The 18,915-nt window shown below is 27.6% G+C and carries 17 protein-coding genes; 9 read left to right on the plus strand and 8 right to left on the minus strand.

The window, feature by feature from the left end; genetic code table 11:
- Positions 1-162: 162 nt before the first annotated feature.
- Both BLV71_RS11595 and BLV71_RS11600 read left to right on the plus strand, forming a co-directional pair.
- Positions 163-438 (plus strand): DUF4834 family protein, encoded by a 276-nt coding sequence (locus BLV71_RS11595; protein ID WP_233487098.1) that lies wholly within the window; start codon positions 163-165, stop codon positions 436-438.
- A gap of 2 nt (positions 439-440) precedes the next feature.
- A complete protein-coding gene (locus BLV71_RS11600) occupies positions 441-2,849 on the plus strand; it encodes a YfhO family protein (RefSeq protein WP_093870707.1) in 2,409 nt (802 codons plus the stop codon).
- Here the strand turns inward: BLV71_RS11600 and BLV71_RS11605 are convergent.
- Positions 2,846-4,540, minus strand: a complete 1,695-nt coding sequence (locus tag BLV71_RS11605) for an AraC family transcriptional regulator (protein ID WP_093870708.1) — start codon at positions 4,538-4,540, stop codon at positions 2,846-2,848. The genes BLV71_RS11600 and BLV71_RS11605 overlap by 4 nt on opposite strands.
- Positions 4,541-4,849: 309 nt before the next feature.
- Between BLV71_RS11605 and BLV71_RS11610 the strand changes: the two genes are divergently transcribed.
- From BLV71_RS11610 to BLV71_RS11635, 6 genes are read left to right on the plus strand one after another with little or no spacing between them, the layout of a single operon-like run.
- Entirely contained in the window at positions 4,850-5,371 is a 522-nt protein-coding gene (locus BLV71_RS11610) for a methyltransferase domain-containing protein (RefSeq protein WP_093870709.1), read from the plus strand.
- Positions 5,372-6,463 carry a non-hydrolyzing UDP-N-acetylglucosamine 2-epimerase gene (wecB, locus tag BLV71_RS11615; RefSeq protein ID WP_093870710.1) on the plus strand — a complete coding sequence of 364 codons (1,092 nt, stop codon included), beginning with the start codon at positions 5,372-5,374 and terminating at the stop codon, positions 6,461-6,463. It abuts the gene before it with no gap.
- The gene (locus BLV71_RS11620) at positions 6,460-7,674 is read left to right on the plus strand and encodes a glycosyltransferase (protein WP_093870711.1); all 1,215 of its coding nucleotides are present in this window, start codon (positions 6,460-6,462) and stop codon (positions 7,672-7,674) included. Before wecB (BLV71_RS11615) ends, BLV71_RS11620 begins: the two co-directional genes overlap by 4 nt.
- 1 nt (position 7,675) lies before the next feature.
- The gene (locus tag BLV71_RS11625) at positions 7,676-8,956 is read left to right on the plus strand and encodes a glycosyltransferase family 4 protein (protein WP_176974394.1); all 1,281 of its coding nucleotides are present in this window, start codon (positions 7,676-7,678) and stop codon (positions 8,954-8,956) included.
- Positions 8,953-10,038 carry a non-hydrolyzing UDP-N-acetylglucosamine 2-epimerase gene (gene wecB / locus BLV71_RS11630; RefSeq protein ID WP_093870713.1) on the plus strand — a complete coding sequence of 362 codons (1,086 nt, stop codon included), beginning with the start codon at positions 8,953-8,955 and terminating at the stop codon, positions 10,036-10,038. Before BLV71_RS11625 ends, wecB (BLV71_RS11630) begins: the two co-directional genes overlap by 4 nt.
- 1 nt (position 10,039) lies before the next feature.
- Complete coding sequence (locus BLV71_RS11635) at positions 10,040-11,539, plus strand: lipopolysaccharide biosynthesis protein (RefSeq protein WP_093870714.1); 1,500 nt, start codon at positions 10,040-10,042, stop codon at positions 11,537-11,539.
- A gap of 134 nt (positions 11,540-11,673) precedes the next feature.
- On the opposite strand, the gene BLV71_RS11640 is transcribed toward BLV71_RS11635, so the two are convergent.
- The 7 genes from BLV71_RS11640 to BLV71_RS11670 form a co-directional block, all read right to left on the minus strand.
- A complete protein-coding gene (locus tag BLV71_RS11640; protein WP_143032784.1) occupies positions 11,674-12,252 on the minus strand; it encodes a Crp/Fnr family transcriptional regulator in 579 nt (192 codons plus the stop codon).
- Between the two features lie 47 nt (positions 12,253-12,299).
- Positions 12,300-12,917 carry a WbqC family protein gene (locus BLV71_RS11645; protein ID WP_093870716.1) on the minus strand — a complete coding sequence of 206 codons (618 nt, stop codon included), beginning with the start codon at positions 12,915-12,917 and terminating at the stop codon, positions 12,300-12,302.
- On the minus strand, positions 12,917-14,500 hold the full coding sequence (lepB, locus tag BLV71_RS11650) for a signal peptidase I (RefSeq protein ID WP_093870717.1): 1,584 nt from the start codon (positions 14,498-14,500) through the stop codon (positions 12,917-12,919). Before lepB ends, BLV71_RS11645 begins: the two co-directional genes overlap by 1 nt.
- A 73-nt stretch (positions 14,501-14,573) precedes the next feature.
- On the minus strand, positions 14,574-15,275 hold the full coding sequence (gene dapB / locus BLV71_RS11655) for a 4-hydroxy-tetrahydrodipicolinate reductase (RefSeq protein WP_093870718.1): 702 nt from the start codon (positions 15,273-15,275) through the stop codon (positions 14,574-14,576).
- A 4-nt stretch (positions 15,276-15,279) separates the two neighbouring features.
- Positions 15,280-15,861 carry a DUF5683 domain-containing protein gene (locus tag BLV71_RS11660; RefSeq protein WP_093870719.1) on the minus strand — a complete coding sequence of 194 codons (582 nt, stop codon included), beginning with the start codon at positions 15,859-15,861 and terminating at the stop codon, positions 15,280-15,282.
- Positions 15,862-16,749, minus strand: a complete 888-nt coding sequence (locus BLV71_RS11665) for a ParB/RepB/Spo0J family partition protein (protein ID WP_093870720.1) — start codon at positions 16,747-16,749, stop codon at positions 15,862-15,864. It lies immediately after the preceding gene.
- A 7-nt stretch (positions 16,750-16,756) separates the two neighbouring features.
- Entirely contained in the window at positions 16,757-17,521 is a 765-nt protein-coding gene (locus tag BLV71_RS11670) for a ParA family protein (protein WP_093870721.1), read from the minus strand.
- A gap of 390 nt (positions 17,522-17,911) precedes the next feature.
- On the opposite strand from BLV71_RS11670, the gene BLV71_RS11675 reads away from it, so the two are divergent.
- Positions 17,912-18,868 carry a hypothetical protein gene (locus tag BLV71_RS11675; RefSeq protein ID WP_143032785.1) on the plus strand — a complete coding sequence of 319 codons (957 nt, stop codon included), beginning with the start codon at positions 17,912-17,914 and terminating at the stop codon, positions 18,866-18,868.
- The last annotated feature ends 47 nt before the right edge of the window (positions 18,869-18,915 follow it).

Here is an 18,915-nt window from a genome sequence, read left to right on the forward strand (position 1 = left end):
AAAAAGCCTTTTTATCATGTTGTAAAAATCAAATTTAAGGAGTAATACAAACATACAGTAAAAATATGAATTACTCTATATTATAAGTTTTGTAAACTCTTAACGTTACCTTTTGTTTCAAATTGTTATTTTTGGGTAATTTTTTTGAATATTTTTATTTGTATGATAATACATCAAGCTGGACCTATGACTCTTTTACGAACTATTTTAATTATTCTTTTAGTTTATTATGCTATTAAGTTTTTAGCAAAACTATTTGGCCCATACTTATTAAAGAAAGCAGTTGATAAGGTTCAAAAAAAAGCACAACAGCAGTATGGTGAAAAACAAAGTTCTACTGTTAAAGAAGGTGAAACAATAATAGATAAAAAACCTAATAACTCTAAAGAAAGCAATAACTCAGTAGGAGAGTATGTTGATTTTGAAGAAATTGATTAATTATGAATTTTAAAAAGTTTTTACCTTACGTGATAGCTATTGTAGTTTTTACAATAGCTTCATTGATTTATTTTAATCCAGTTTTAAGCGGAAAACAAATTAAACAGAGTGATATTACTCAGTTTAAAGGGATGTCGAAGCAAGTTGTTGATTATAGAGTTGAGAATGGAGAAGAACCTTATTGGTTAGGAAATGCTTTTAGCGGTATGCCAGCTTTTCAGGTTAGTGCGTATTATCCAAATGATTTTGTACGTTACCTTGATAAAGGATTACGTTTTTTACCTAGGCCTGCTGATTATTTATTCTTATATTTTTTAGGATTCTTCTTATTGTTAATTGCTTTAAAGGTTGACTGGAAACTTGCAATACTAGGTAGTTTGTCCTTTGGATTCTCAACTTATCTAATTATCATTTTTGGAGCTGGTCATAATGCCAAGGCTCATGCAATTGGGTATATGCCTATGGTAATTGCAGGAGTTCTATATTTATTTCAAAAAAGATATTTACTTGGTTTTGTGGTTACTTCTTTAGCAATGGCTTTAGAAATTTATGCAAACCATCCTCAAATGACATATTATCTTGGTTTTTGTTTATTAATTTTAGTTATTGTTGAAGGAATAGAGGTTGTAAAAACTAAAGAAGTTTCTGTTTTTATTAAGCAGGTGTCAGTTTTAGTAGTAGCTGTAATTATTGGAGTTAGTGTAAATGCTACACGATTGATGTCAATGAAGCAATATGCTGATTTTAGCACAAGAGGGAAATCTGAATTAACAATAAATCCAGATGGTACGCCGAAAGAAAAATCAACAGGGCTAGATAAAGAGTATATTACTGAATATAGTTATGGAATTTCAGAAACCTTCAACTTAATAATGCCTCGTTTCATGGGAGGTGGAACTTTTGAAAAGTTAGGTGAAGATTCTAATTTTTATCAAACTTTAGAAAGTAATGCAGGGAAAAGTGTAGCAAAAGAATATTCAAATCAAGTATTAACGTATTGGGGGAAACAGCCAATAGTAGAAGCTCCTGCTTATATTGGAGTTATACTTTTCTTTTTATTTTTTCTTGGGGTGTTTTTAGTAAGAGGCCGATTAAAGTACTGGTTAGTTTCTGCTACGATTTTTTCAATACTAATGAGTTGGGGTAAAAATTTTGAAGTATTAACTAACTTTTTTATTGATTATGTTCCTCTTTATAATAAATTTAGAGCAGTTTCTTCTATTCAAGTTATAGCTGAACTATGTGTTCCTTTATTAGGAGTTATAGCTTTAAAAGAGTTCTTTTCACCAAAAGTGTCTAGTGAAGAGAAAAAAGAAGCTCTTAAAAAAGCATTATATCTTATTGGTGGTTTGTTGTTGGTTTTTACTGTTTTTGGTTCAAGTTTATTTGCTTTTGAAGGTATTAGAGATGCACAATATCAACAGTTACCAGAATTAATAGATGCATTAAAATCTGATAGAAAATCAATGTTATTTATGGATGGTATTCGTTCACTTATATTAGTAACGTTATCAGCTGGATTATTATGGTTTTTACTAAAAAATAAACTAAAAGAAACACCTGTTATTATTGGATTAACAGTATTAATTCTTTTCGATTTAATCTCTGTAGATATAAATTATGTAAACAAAGAAGATTTTACAACTAAGCGAAAAGTGATAAAGCCATTTGTTGCTAGTAAAGCAAATAATGAAATTTTAAAAGATAAAAGTTATTATCGTGTAGCTAATTTTGCTACAAACCCTATGATGGATGGAAGGACTTCTTATTTTCATAATTCTATAGGTGGGTATCATGCAGCAAAAATGAAACGTTATCAAGAATTATTTGATTATCAAATAGCAAAAAATAATATGGAGGTGTTAAACATGTTAAACACGAAGTATTTTATTGCAGGAGAAGATAAGTTTCAAGAAAATCCTGAAGCAAACGGAAACGCATGGTTTGTGAATAATATTAAATTAGTGAATTCAGCTGATGAAGAGATTAAGGCATTAGATAATTTAAAAACAAATGAAGTAGCTGTGTTGAGAAAATCGAGTTTAGAGAATTCGAAAATAAACTTTCCACAGGAAAAAGATTCAACTGCTACAATTGCTCTAATTAAAAATGCTATAACTGAATTAGTTTATAAATCAACAACAAGAAAAGAGCAATTTGCTGTGTTTTCTGAGATTTATTACAAAGATGGTTGGAATGCGTATATTGATGGGGAATTGGTTCCACATTATAGAGTAAATTACGTTTTAAGAGGAATGTTAGTTCCAAAAGGAAATCACACTATTGAGTTTAAATTTCAGCCAAAAGTTATAAAAACAGGAAGCACGATTGCATTATTATCTTATGTGTTGTTACTATTAGTTCCAATAGGTTGGTTTTTCTTAAATAGAAAAAAAGAAGAAAAGGCTTAATTCTCTAGAGTTTTTAAAAAAGAAGATGGAGTTAATCCTGTTTGTTTTTTAAAGGCTCTAGAGAAAGCAGAAGCATTTGTATAACCAATTTCTTCTCCTAAAGCTTGTATTGAGTATTTCTTGTATTCAGTATTAGTTTTTAATTTTTCAATGATATAATTAATTCTTTTTTTAGTGTAAAACTGTTTAAAGGACTTTTTATAATGTTTGTTAAATACAAAAGAAATATATGTTGAATTTGTGTTGATTTCTTCAGCGATTGACGAAACTGAAAAATCTGATTTTAAGAAAGTATTTGAACCATTAATTTTTTCTATTGCAGAGAGTATTTGGTTTTCAAGTTCTATATCAATATTATATTCTTTCTTAATTGTTTGTTTTTCTTGAGTTTTGCTATTAAGTTTATTAATAGCAGATATTTTCTTTTTATTTTCTTTTTTTAATTTTAAGTATCCTAACAGAAAAACTAGAATTACTATAAAGGAAAAAACAATGATTAGATAATTTTGGTTTCTATTACTTTGTTTTTTTATTTCTTTATTAAGTTTGATTACTCTATTAAAATCATTTTCATATAATAATTGGAATGTTTTTTCTTTGTTCTTTTTAGCTAATTCGTATTGAAGCATAGTTAGCTTAGAATATTTAAAAGCACTATCTATTTTTTTTAAATTATTATATTGATTAGATAAAATATCGTACAAAGCAATTAACGTACTGCGTCTACAAGTTGTTTTTTTATTATTTAAAAGCTTATTTGAATAAAAAATTGTAGAATCAGCATTTTTTAAATTGTAATAACAAATGGCTTTTTGAAAATATTCATAATGATTATAGTTATATCCATTATGTATATTTTTATAGTTGTTTATTGATTTTAAGGCATTAGAATATTCTTCTTTAGCTATTAAAATCTTTGTTTTTTTGAAGTTATATATTATCTCCGAATCTTTATGAGGAGGATTAAATTTTTTAGCTACATTATAACCTTTTTTATAATAAAAAGAGGCAGAATCTATATAATGTAAATTTTGATTTTTTTTACTTAAAGATAAATATACATTACCTATAGAGTTTAAAATGTTTGACTTAAATTTTAATGAATGATAGGCGCCTATTTTGTCTTTTCTATAAACTTTATCAATAAGTTGTAATGTAGGCTTTAGTATTCTAAGAGCTTCATCATAAAATCCTAATTCAGATTTAATAATTGCCAAATGATTTTTGAGAGATAGTTTATTAGTATGATAAAACTTATCTTTTAAAACTAAACTATTTAGAACTTTTTCCTGTTCCATTAAATAATTATAAGCAATATTATACTCTCCTAACTTTTTCTTTAACCAAAATAAACGAGTATATATTGAGATTTTAATTGCTTTAAAACAGAAATCTTCATTGTTTTTAATTTTAAGGAGTACCTCTTTGCAAATCAATTCTGTTTTCTTGTAATTTCTATTTAGATAAGCCAGTTTAGCTTCATAAGTATAAGCTTGATATAAGCTACATTCATTATTTAAGTTTTTTAATTTACGTATGTAATATTTTATACTGTCTTGATTTCTATTAATAAAGAAAAGACATTTTTTATTGTATAAACTTATTGAGTCACTAGAATTAAAATTAGTTTTAGTTTGAGAAAAAGAGAAGAGGGTTAAAAATAATAAAATAAAAAATATAGATTTCCTCATAAAGCGCAACTAGTAATGATTATAGATGTTTGCTTTTTATAAAAAGCGAGATTTGTAAGCAAATATAAATTAATTTAGAGTGTGCTTTTTATAAAAAAAGGAATATGTTTTTTTTTTGAATTAAAAATGATTGATATGTTTGTTATATGAATGTCCGAACATTTAGGGAAGATTGAAAGAAAAAGTAGTACTATGTTTTTATTAAGAAATCAAAATGTATAATAAACGTTTTGATTTTTTTTATTTAAAGTCTTAATAGTTTTTTCCAGTAAAACTAAAATAGTGATACATTTGCTTAAAAATAGATAAATGTATAATCAACTTCCAATTAAAAGATACGCACATACTATTAAATTTTTACAAAAAAATATACCTGCTCCTGCTGTAATTCTAGATTTAGGGGTTAGAAATCCATTTAGCGAAGTTATGGAAAAACATGGTTATACTGTTTTCAATACTAATGGAGAAGATCTTGATTTAATGCCCGAGTTGGTAAAAAAACATAAGGTAGATGCAGTAACAGCTTTCGAGATATTTGAACATTTATTGGCGCCATTTAATGTGTTAAGAGAGATAGAAGCGACTAAAATAATAACTACTGTTCCATTAAGGTTGTGGTTTAAAGAAGCTTATAGAAGTAGAACAGATATGTGGGATAGGCATTATCATGAATTTGAAGATTGGCAATACGATTGGCTACTTGAAAAATCTGGATGGAATATTATTCAAACAGAAAAATGGACAAGTCCGATTAATAAAATAGGAATTAGACCAATTTTAAGAAAATTTACTCCAAGGTATTATGCTGTTTATGCAGAAAAAAATAACTAAATGAAAAAAAATATTTTATTAATAGTAGGTACACGTCCTAATTTTGTTAAAATTACACAATTCAAAAGAATAGCTAAAAAGTATCAAAATATCGATTTAAAAATAGTTCATACTGGGCAACATTATGACGAAAAAATGTCAGACGTGTTTCTGAAACAATTTAATATTGAAGTTGATTTTTTTTTAAATGTTAAAGGTACTACTCCAAATAGTTTAATTGGAGAGATAATGATTGAATTAGAAAAAGTAATTGAAGCTTTTAAACCAGACTTATTACTTTCAGTAGGAGATGTTAATTCAACTCTTGCAGCTTCTATAACAGCAAATAAGTTAAATGTTAAGTTAGGTCATATTGAAAGTGGACTCAGAAGTTTAGATAGACGGATGCCAGAAGAGATTAATAGGATATTAACCGATGAGATTTCTGATATTTGTTTTGTAACTGAAGAAAGTGGAATTACAAACTTAAAGGAAATAGGTAAAACTGACTCTCAAATAGCTTTTGTAGGTAATACAATGATAGATACATTAGTTTATTTTGAAAAAGAAATTGAAAATTCAAATATATTAAAAGAGATTGGAAGTGAAAGCTATGTGTTAATTACAATGCATAGACCTAGAAATGTAGATGGAAAAGAGGCTCTTCATAAGATTATTGATTTATTAAAAAGTGTAACAAAGAAATGTAGTATAGTTTTTTCTTTACACCCAAGAACAAAAAGTAGTTTTATAAAAAATGATTTGTATGATAAGCTTTCTAAAATTGAAAAATTAAAAATTATTCCTCCACAAAATTATTTTGCATTTCAAAAATTAATAAAGTATTCTCTTTGTGTTATTACTGATAGTGGAGGTATTCAAGAAGAAACTACTTTTCAACAAATTCCATGTATAACTCTTAGAGAAAATACAGAACGTCCAATAACAATAACTAAAGGGACAAACGTATTAATGTCTTTTGATAATGAAAAAATATTAGTTCTTTTAGAAAAGATAAAAGATAAAAAAAATAAAAAAGGTGTAGTTCCTGAATTATGGGACGGAAAAGCTACAGAGAGAATTTTGGAAAAATGTATTAATTTTTTAATATGAGTTATATAGGAATGGTAGTCGATGCTTCTTACCCTAATGATATAAGAGTAAGAAAAGAAGCTGATGCATTAGTAGCAGCTGATAAGAAAGTCATTGTTATATGCCCTCATAGGAAAAATGAAGTGCAAATTGAAACGATTAATGGAGTAACAGTTTATAGAATAGGAAAGAATTATTCAAATTTTAAAAAAGGAATTTTAGATATATTTGAAAGTGTTTTTAATGTTAATCCTTTTTTTTATTTTGGAATAAAAAAAGCGTTGATAAAATATAAAATTGAATATTTACATATTCATGATTTACCTTTAGCAGGAACAGGGTATTTATTCAAATCTAGGGTTAAAGAAATAATTTTAGACTTACATGAAAATTATCCGGAGGCATTAAAAACATGGTTTTCATGGAAAAAAAATCATTTAATTAAATTTAAAAATTTCCTTTTTATGAACCCTAAATTATGGTCAAAAAAAGAAAGGAAATATTGTCTTAAATATAAAAATATAATATGTGTAGTAGAGGAGATGAAGCAAAAGCTAGTATCAAATTTTGATATTGACCCTAGTAAATTAATTGTAATTTCAAATCAAGAAAAGAAAGAGTTTGCTTTAAATTTTAAAAATGAGGTACTTCAAAATGTTATAAACCCTGATAGTTTTTCTATAACTTATGTAGGTGGTTTTGGACCACATAGAGGACTTGATACAGCAATAAAAGCTATGCCAGAAATTGTAAAATCAATTAAAAATGCTAAGCTTTTTTTAATAGGAAAAGGGAGTACAGATGTTGAGGAGCAATTAAAAAATATTGTGAAAGAAAATCAAATGGAGAAGTATGTTGATTTTGTTGGATATCGACCATTTACTGAAGTCTCAACTATAATGAAAAAGTCTACAGTAAATATAATACCTCATAAAGCTAATGAACATACAAATAATACAATTCCTCATAAATTATTTCAAATAATGATGAGTAAAAGTTTATTATTGGTAAGTTCATGTAAGCCATTAAAAAGAATTGTTGAAAAATATGATTCTGGTCTTGTTTTTAAAGCTGATGATTTTAATGATTTTACTAAAAAAATTTTAATGATTTATAAAAATAAAAAGTTATTAGAGATTAAAACAGAAAACGCTTATAAAGCTGTAATGGATGAAGGTGAAAACTGGGATGAAGAAAGTATAAAGCTAGTTAAATTCTATAATAATTTATAAATTGAAAGTTTTAATAGTAACATATTATTGGGTGCCAGCTGGAGGTTCAGGTGTGCAACGTTGGCTTAAATTTGTAAAGTATTTAAGAAGCTTTGGGATTGAGCCTGTTATATATACTGTTGAAAATCCTAACTATCCACTTGTAGATACTTCTTTATGTATTGATATTCCTGAAAATATAGAGATTATTAAAAGTCCTATTTTGGAACCTAATAATTTACTATCAAGATTTAAGAAAAAAGGATCTAAAACTAGCGCAGGATTTTTAAATCCTAATCCCACTTTTTTTGGTAAAATATTACAATATATAAGAGCAAACTACTTTATACCTGATGCTAGGAAGTTTTGGGTTAAGCCGTCAGTTAAAAAACTTAAAAACTATTTAAAAGAAAATACTGTAGATATACTTATAACTACTGGGCCTCCTCATAGTATGCATTTAATAGGTTTACAGTTAAAGAAAGAATTAGGAATAAAGTGGGTAGCTGATTTTAGAGATCCTTGGACAGATATAGATTATTTTCATCAATTACCATTAACCAAAAAATCAATAAAAAAGCACCATAAATTAGAAAAAGAGGTTTTAAAAAAAGCTGATGCAACTTTAGTTATTGGCAAAACTATGAAAGAAAATTATTGTGACTATTCTAATAAAATTTATGTAGTAACGAATGGATATGATAATGAAGAAGACCAAAAAGAAAAGATTAATCTAGATGTAACATTTTCTATAACTCATATAGGATTAATGAATGCCGATAGGAATCCTAAAATTTTATGGGAAGTATTAGATGAAATTTGTAAAGAAAATATTCAGTTTTCAAATGATTTAGAAATAAAACTAATAGGTAAAGTAGCCAAAGAAATTGATGAAACTTTAGAGAAATATTCCTTTAAGGGTGTAAAAAAAATTAATTATGTTCCACATAATGAAGTGTTGAACTATCAAAAAAAATCACAAATTTTATTATTAGCTGTAAATAACGTACCAAGTGCAAAAGGTATTATAACAGGTAAAATTTTTGAATATTTACAAGCAAAACGACCTATATTAGCAATTGGACCAGAAAATGGTGATTTAGCAGAAATTTTAAATGTTACTAATTCAGGCGACATAGTAAGTTTTGATAATAAAAGAAAGTTAAAAATAATAATAGCTAATCTGTATAATAGTTATAAAGCCCAAAATTTAACTGTTGATTCAAAAGATATTGGTAAATTTCATAGAAAAGAATTGACAAGGCAATTAACAGAAATACTTAAAGAAATTAATAATTCTTGAAAAAAATAGTAACCATATTAGGAGCAAGACCACAGTTTGTAAAAGGAGCTGTGTTAAGTAGAATTATAGTTGAACATAATGATTTTCAGGAAATCATAGTTCACACAGGTCAGCATTATGATGTTAATATGAGTGCTGTTTTTTTTGATGAAATGAAAATCCCAAAACCTAAATATAATTTAAATATTAATGGACTAAATCATGGGGCTATGACTGGTCAAATGATGGAAAAAATAGAAGAGGTTTTATACAAAGAACAACCAGACGCAGTAATTGTTTATGGAGACACTAATTCAACTTTAGCAGGGGCTTTAACTGCTAAAAAAATGAATATTAAGATTGTGCATATTGAAGCTGGTTTACGGTCATTTAATATGGAAATGCCAGAGGAAGTGAATAGAATAGTAACTGACAGGATTGCAGATTTGTTGAGTTGCCCAACTAATAGTTCTTTAAAAAACTTAAAAATTGAAGGGTTTGATAGTTTACCGATTAAAATTGAAAAGCATGGTGATATTATGAAAGATGCTGTTGAGTTTTATAGTAAGCTTTCAGAAGAGAAATCGACTATAATTAACAGATTAAAATTAGCTGAAAACAATTTTGTTTTAGCAACTATTCATAGACAAGAAAATACAGATTCAAAAAAATCACTTGAAAGTATTTTTAAAGCTTTAGAAGAGATAAATAAAAAGACTCCAGTAATTTTACCATTGCACCCAAGAACAGCACTTAAATTAAAAGAATTCGAAATAGAATCTCAAATTACCTTAATAGAGCCTATAGGGTATTTTGATATGTTGGAGTTATTAAAAAATTGTACTATGGTTATAACTGATAGTGGAGGATTACAAAAAGAAGCTTTCTTTAATAAAAAGCATTGTGTTATAGCTCGAACAGAAACTGAATGGGTAGAATTAGTTGATAATGATTATGCGTTAATTACAGGATTCGAAAAGAAAAAAATAATAGAAGCTTTCAACTATTTTTTAACTTCAACTAAGTTGTTTGATAAAGAATTGTATGGTGATAATGTTGGAGAGAAAATTTATACATCAATAAAAAAACTAATTCAAGTATAATTTGGGAATAGTATTAAAACAATCGCTTAAAAACACTCTTGTTATTTACTTAGGATTTATAATTGGAGGTGTTAACACCGTTTATTTATATGACCGATTTTTAACTTCAGAATATTATGGGTTAGCCACGTATGTTTTTGCAGCTTCAAACCTTATAATGCCAATAATAGCTTTTGGAATTCATTTTACTATTGTCAAATTTTTTTCTAGTTATACTTCAAAAATAGAGAAAGATAAATTTTTGAATTTAGTTCTTTTTTTACCACTATTTATAGCTTTACCTGTAGGTTTTTTGTGGGATTCTGTTCATGATTTAATAATGAATTATGTTTCAAAGAGTAATTCAAAAGATAATTTGATTATTGAGAATTATACAATTTACATATATATAATTGCAGTTTGTTGTGCTTATTTTGAAGTGTTTTATTCTTGGGCTAAAGTACAATTACAATCGGTATTTGGTAATGTTTTAAAAGAATTATACAATAGAGTAGCTGTTATGAGTTTGCTTTTTGCAGTTTCTTTTGATGTTATTACAAAACAAGAATTTCTTTTTTATATGGCCCTAGCTTACGTTTTAAGATCGATATTAATGATGCTGTATGCGTTTAAGTTATATATACCTAAATTTTCATTTGGATTACCCTCTAATTTTAAAGAAGTATTGAAATACACTTCATATATACTTTTAGCAGGTAGTGCAGGTGCCATTGTTTTAGATATTGATAAGGTTATGATACCAGGTAAAGAAGGATTTGCAATGGCTGCTTATTACTCTGTAGCTGTTTTTATAGGGTCGTTCATTGAAGCGCCTAGTAGAGCAATGACCCAAATATTACAGCCATTAACGTCAAAGTCTATAAATGAAAATAATAGCAAGGAAGTTGAAAGTTTATATAAAAAGAGTTCTATAAACTTATTATTGATAGGAGGATTGTTTTTTATATTGGTAAACACGAATGTTTCCGAGTTGTTTAAAATAATGCCTAGTGATGGTTATGCTGGAGGTGAAAAAGTTGTTTTAATGATTTCTTCAGCTAAACTATTTTTAATGTTATTAGGTAGTAATGGAGCTATTATTAACAATTCTAAATTTTATAGAATAGTATTGCCTATTGGATTGGGTATGGCATTAGGTGTTTATTTTTTAAATGATTATTTCTATTATAATTTAAATTTATCTACCGATGGCTTAGCGTTAGCTACATTGATAATTACTTTTTTCTTTGGAGGTTTTAAATTATGGTTTGTTCAAAATAAATTAAAAATGAACCCTTTTACATTCAAAACTATTATAATGATTTTTATAATTGTTCTATTATATTTTATTTTTAATTTTTGGAATTTTTCTATACCTGAAATGTCATTATTAAACTTTTCTATTCACCCAATAATAAATATTGTTTTAAAAAGTATCTTGATAATTCCTATATATATATTTATAGTATATAAACTAAAGATATCAACACAGTTCAATGGTTTGTTAAATAGATTCGTATAAAAAAAGGTTTATTAATTAAAATAAACCTTTCTATATAAATGTGGGGAGACTGAATTTTTCAGAATTCTCATTATTTTATGAACCGACAAAATTAGGGGTTATAATAAGAGTTTTTGTTAACATATGTTTACATGTTAACTTGAATATAACTTTCTTCTAATTCGACTTAATTGTACTGCAGTAACATTTAAATAAGACGCTATTTGATGTAAAGGAATTTGTTTTTCAATTTCTGGAACCGTTTTTTTTAACATTAAATACCTTTCTGTAGCGTTTAAAGTGGTTAATTGTGTTACTCGAGTTATTAACTTTAGGTATTCTTGCATTAATATTTTTGAAAATAATATTGAAATATCATGATTCTTTTCAGTCAAAGACAAGAACAAGTTTAATTTTGTTTCTAAAATAATAGAATCAGATAAACAGTAATAATCTACATTTAAATTAGGTGCATTTATTAATGATTTATGAGGAGCTATAACTGAAATAGGAGTAAATAATGTTCTAATATAATTTTTACCCTTTTGATCCACTAAAAATGAGCAGACTACTCCCTTTTTTAAAATAAAAAACTTAGATTCTTTTTGGTTTTTACCAGCTATGATATCACTTTTTTTATAATGTTTTAAAGTAAGAGCACTTTCTAATTTATTTTTCGAAGTAGTTGATAAAGAGCTCTTGTATTCCGATAAAAATTGTTCTATTGTATTCATTTTAAATGTAATAGGAAACAATTATATTTGGGGAGAGTATAATTCGTTTATCTCAAATTTAAGGAAATTTTTTCTAAAAAACTAATAGCATTTGGTCCCTCCATAAATAATAGGTCTAATATAGAAAGGTTTGGGATAAAACCATGTTTATCATCAAACATTTGAATATAAGTATCCATTTCTACTTTTATACCCTTTTTAGCTATAGCTAAACTTCTAAAATCTTCTTTAGCAGTATCATCATAACAAGTAGTTTTTGAGTAAGATTCACTTATTTGTAAAGCATCAGCAACAAATAAATGAGTATCTACAACAACATCATGTAAAAAAGAATACTTTTTACTAAATATTTTATGAATATCGTCTTCATAGAACTCAAAAAAAGGAGAAGTATGGTAAGCAGATTGTAACGATTTAAAATGCTGTTGTTGCCATGGAAATTCATTTTCAACCATAGCATCTTTTGTTTTTTTTCTACCTTCTGATTGTTTGTGTTTTACAGGTATATTTAAAGAAAGTTTCCCATTTGCTCCATATATATAACAACGGTTTCTATAGGTTTGTTTTTGAAAATTATCTTCAAATTCAAATGTAACAGAATCACATTGTGAAATTTTAGAGTACTGAGCAATTGGAGCAAAATAAGTAGGAATAAAAAGAGCCATTATGCTTTCTTTTTACTTTTTCTGATACTATAAAAAATATAACCAGCAATCAATACGATTACAACCCATAAATAAGAAACTGGTTTTCCACTTCCTCCAACAGTTGTAAACATTCTATCCCAACGAATTGATTTTAATTTTTCACCAAAACTTTTAGCTTTTGGGTCCCAACTTAACCAAACCATTACAGGTTTCCCAACAACGTGATCAAAAGGCACATATCCCCAATTTCTGGCGTCTAAAGAGTTTTGACGATTATCACCCATCATCCAGTAATAATCTTGCTTAAAAGTGTATGATGTTGCCTTTTTACCATTAATGTATATGTTGTTACCAAAAATGGTTAAATTGTTATTTTCATACCTTCGAATAATTTGCTCATAAAAAGGAATACTATTTTCGTTTAATTTAACAGTTACTCCTTTTTTAGGAATATAAATAGGTCCAAAATTATCTGAAGACCAAGCGTATTTAGGACTGTGTGGGAAAACAGATTTATCATAGTGACCTTTTGGTCTTAATGTTTTTGTTATGCTTTTAACTATTGGGTCTTTTTTAATTAAAGCTGCTTCATCGTCAGTTAAATTTAAAATATATTTCCCATCTCTAGGAGCCCATTCTCGAATGTTATATTTTTCAGCAGCACCTCTACTAAAGTTTTTTCCTTCTGTATCAACCTCAAAAAACCATTGAGGCTTAGCTCTGTCTGGTAAAATAGTTTTCTTTCCATTAATAAAAACATATCCATCTCTAACTTCTAAACTATCACCAGCAACACCTACACATCTTTTTACATAGTTTGTACGTTTATCTATAGGCTTATAGGTAAATTTTCCTGAATTATCTCCCCACATTGCTTTTAAAGAATCTGCAGGCCAACTAAAGACTACAATATCATTACGTTTAATTTTTTGAAGCGCAGGCAAACGCATGTATGGTAATGATAATTTATTTTTCCAACTATTTTTATTTTCAGGGTTATCATCTGATAAAAATGACTTAGCACCCAAACCAGGAATCGTATCATGAGCCATCGGAGCAGCTACAGTAGTCATTGGAACACGTGCCCCATAATGAAATTTACTAACAAATAAATAATCACCAACTAATAATGTTTTTTCTAAAGATGAAGTTGGAATAGTATATGGTTGCATAAAATAAGTATGCACTAAAGTAGCAGCAATTACGGCAAAAGCAATAGAACTTAACCATTCATCTACAACATTTGGTGGTTTTAAACTACGATTTTTTATGTGAGAGCTATTAGTAGCATAGTTTATGTAGTAGATATATAAACCTAGTGTAAAAATTGCTAAAATGGTATCTTTTCCTTTATTAAAACCAAAACTTCTACAAGTTTCTACCCAGACAATAGGAAACATTAATAAGTTAACAATAGGAACAAATAATAAAATAACCCACCATATTGGACGGTTTAGTATTTTCATTAAAATAACAGCATTATAAACTGGTACTGCAGCTTCCCATGCTTTCCTTCCTGCTTTTACATATAGTTTCCAAGTTCCTAAAAAATGGATTGCTTGAATTATTAAAAAGAAGATAAACCATTCAGTAAATGTCATAATTTAAATTTTTTATTCCCTATTAGGGCAAAAGTCAATTTATTAGTGCTTTTATAGTTAAAAAGTTACGTTTTTAACCTAAGTTTAACACGTCATTCATAGTGTAAACACCTGTTTTATTTGCAAGCCATTCTGCAGCTACAACAGCACCTAAAGCAAATCCTTGCCTATTATGTGCTGTATGTTTAATATCTATAGAATCAACTTCAGATTTATAAGTAACAGTATGTGTTCCTGGTACTTCAGGTGTACGGATGGCCTTTATTGGAATACTATTTTCTGAAACTTGTTTATCTAATTCCCAAGATGTTTTATGGGTGTTTTCAATAATACCCTCAGCAAGCGTAATAGCAGTTCCACTAGGAGCGTCTAATTTTTTTGTATGGTGAATCTCTTCCATAGTAATATTATATTGCTCTAATGAACTCATCATTTTAGCTAACTGCTTATTTAGCTCAAAAAAGATATTAACGCCTAAACTAAAGTTTGAAGCATAAATAAAAGCCCCTTTTTTTTCATCACATAGATTAACAATATCCTCATATTTATCTAACCATCCAGTGGTTCCAGACACTACAGGAACTGTATTGTTAATGCAATTAGAAATATTAGTAAAAGCTACATCAGGAATACTAAAATCAATAGCTACATCTGCTAATTTGATATTATAATCTTCTTCACCAGAGTATTTAATTACAACTTCATGACCTCTTTGTAAAGCAATTTTTTCAATTTCTTTACCCATTCTACCATATCCAAGTAAGGCTATTTTCATTTTTTTAAAAAGAATATTTAAATGTTAAACCAACTTTTGGAGATTCAATAAGCATTGGATCAGTTGAAATAGTTGGATTTATAGATAAGTTGTCATCGGTGTTAAATTGAAGTAAATGTGCATTTACACTTGCTTCAACTATTTGTAAAACATAAAGTAAAACTCCAGTTAATAAGGATAAATCTCTATTTTTCCGAAGTACTTTTTGAGCGTTCTCTAAACCAGCAGTAGATATTATATAATCACCATTACTGTCAGTAAATTCATCTTTTAAACCTTGTTTTCTTAATTTAAAAGCATTTCTAAAACGATCATATTCATTACTATTTGTTGTGTAATAATAAATACTAGCACCAATTGCACCCCAAACAATAGGGGCTTTCCAGTATTTTTTATTATAAATTTGTCCTCCTCCAGGAAAAATAGCTGAATAAAAAGCTGCTTTTGATGGTGATAGAGGGTTGTATTTTTTAGTAGTAAATTTAGATTTTTTTATTTTTATAGCCAAAGTATCTTTCTTTTGACCATAAGAGTTATACGATAAAAAGAAACCTAAAAATACTAGTATAATTTTTTTTTGAAACACTTATTTTAATAAGTTTTTTATACGATTAAAGTCTTCTTCAGAAGTAAAAGGGATAGATATCTTTCCTCTTCCACGATTATTAACAGTAACGTCTATTTTATTACCAAAGTATTCATTAAAGTCATTAACGCTTTCTGAAATATATTTTGGTAAAGCTTTTTTCTTAGCCGCTTTAGTAACTGTTCCTGCTTTTAAGTTTTTAACAAGTTCTTCAGTTTGACGAACAGATAGTTTATCTCTAAGGATTTTTTCGTAAATATTTAACTGATCAGTAGCACTGTCAACGTTAATTAAAGCTCTACCATGTCCCATAGAAATAAATCCATCACGCATACCAGTTTGAATAATAGGGTCTAACTTTAGTAAACGTAAATAATTCGTTACAGTAGAACGTTTTTTTCCAACTCTAGTACTAAGTTCTTCTTGTGTTAATTGAATTTCATCAATTAAACGTTGGTATGATAAAGCTACTTCAATAGGATCAAGGTTTTTACGTTGAATATTTTCAACTAAAGCCATTTCTAACATTTCTTGATCATTCGCTAAGCGAATGTATGCAGGAACAGTTTTGTTTCCTATTAATTTTGAAGCTCTAAAACGACGCTCACCAGAAACTAGTTGGAATTTATCGCTAGCTAATTTACGAACAGTAATTGGTTGAATTACACCTAACTCTTTAATTGAACTAGCTAACTCACGTAAAGCTTCCTCATCAAAATAAGTTCTTGGTTGATAAGGGTTAACATCAATAGAATTAATATCTAGTTCAACGATGCTTCCTACTAATTTATCTGCATTTTTATCTGAAGCAGAGTTTACTTCTGCGGTTTCTTTTAATAATGCTGATAACCCTCTACCTAGAGCTTGTTTTTTTGTTGCTTTTGCCATTACTATACTATGCCTTTTTATTTAAAATTTCGTTCGCCAAATTTAAGTAATTTACGGCACCTTTACTGGTTGCATCGTAAGAAATTATGCTTTCACCATAACTTGGAGCTTCACTTAAACGGATGTTTCTATGAACTATTGTTTCAAAAACCATAGAACTAAAGTGTTTACGAACTTCTTCAACAACTTGGTTTGAAAGACGTAAACGAGAATCGAACATTGTTAATAGTAAGCCTTCAATATCTAGATCTTGATTATGAATTTTCTGAACACTTTTTATAGTATTCAATAATTTACCTAAACCTTCAAGAGCAAAATACTCACATTGTATTGGTATAATTACAGAATCTGCAGCAACTAAAGAGTTTAAAGTTATTAAACCCAAAGAAGGAGCGCAATCAATTAATATATAATCATACTCATCTTTAATGCTTTCTAATGCTTTTTTTAGCATGTACTCTCTTTCTTGTTTGTCTACAAGCTCTATTTCAATAGCAACCAAATCAATATGTGCAGGAATTAAATCTACATTAGGAGAAGTAGTTTGTATAATAGTATCTTTTGGAGGAACAGTTAGTTCTAAAACTTGATAAGTTCCCTTTTCAATACTTTCTACATCTATACCTAAACCAGAAGTAGCATTTGCTTGCGGATCAGCATCAATTAATAGTACTTTATTTTCTAAAACCCCTAAGGCTGCAGCTAAGTTAACAGTGGTTGTTGTTTTACCAACACCACCCTTTTGATTTGCTATTGCAATAATTCTACCCATTGTAATTTGTCTAGTTTGAAAGAGGTAAATTTACAATTATTTATGGTTTTTTAAAGCGAAAGATGTTAACAAAAAACAATAATCTCATTATTAACTGTATTTTAAGATGTTTTAAGAGTCAATAGATGAAATTATTTTTTTATTTAAAATGCTTTATTTTAAAATTTAATAATGTTTTTATGATTAGGTATTATCGAAAATAAAGCATAAATAAAAAATATCTTATGTGTTTCAAAAATTTGTTTGTTTAATGTTCATTTGGAAATATAACTGCTTACTACGGAAACTTATTGAAGTAATTATTTTTAGTTAGTGATAGGTTTGAACTTGAAATCTATCGCGGATGCCGAAAAGCGTATGAGTAGGTAAAACTATTAAATATTATTTTTTATGAAAAAAATTATTGCACTAATCATGTTAAGTATCATGATTATTTCTTGTCAAGAGGAAGAAATTAAAGAAGAAAAAAAAGAAAACGAAACTAAAGTTATCTCTAAAGAAGATAGTAGAATACTTTCTTTTTCATCGTTTAAAGAATTTGAGTATTTTATTAAAGAAAGTATTGAATCTAATAATGATTTGATAGAGTTGTCTAAATCAGATTTTGATAGAAATGGTAGAGTTTCTTTATTGTTAGCGTATAACGTTGAAGCTAAAGAGGCTAAAAATTATCAGTTGAATAAAGAAGAAATAGCAGAAGTAAGTTCTAGTGATAGCATGCTGTTATATCTATTAAATAAAAATGGAGAAGTTAGTATTGAAGGATCTATTTATAGAATAGATGGTGAGTTTGTTTATACATACAAAAGTGGAAATGAAAATGGGATTGAATCATTCTTGGCAGATTACAAGTTAGGTAAAGTTAAAATTTCTGATCAAAAAATGATTACATACAATAAATTCTTAAAAGTATATAAGCATGGTAATAATAAAAAAGAATATTTTTCAAGAGGAATTGTTAATCATGAACCATTTTTAAATGATAGAAGTGTAAGAATGAGACTTGAACAATTTGATCAACATTGGTACTTTTATAGTTCTATTGGAGCAAAAACTAAAACAGAACAATACAGACAAGTGTGGTTTTGGAATGCTTGGGTAACCGTTAGAACTAACAATAGATTAAAGTTTGGAGTGGCTTATCAAGCAAGAATTGTGGGAACCAATTTCAGAATGAACAGAAACCCTTTATTTGATAATATATCAAATCATACAAATGAAGTGATGAAAATTTATGAATTTTGTGTAGGTGATCCAGCGTTGTTCCATTATATACCTGTAGAAGGCTATACTGAACATTGGGCAGAGTGGTATGGAAATACTGCTTTTAAGGTTGTAAACTACTAGGAAGTGTATGTTTTATAAATAAGAAAGACCGTTTAAGTACGCTTAAA

The organism is Tenacibaculum sp. MAR_2010_89, assembly GCF_900105985.1.
Classification (GTDB): domain Bacteria; phylum Bacteroidota; class Bacteroidia; order Flavobacteriales; family Flavobacteriaceae; genus Polaribacter; species Polaribacter halocynthiae.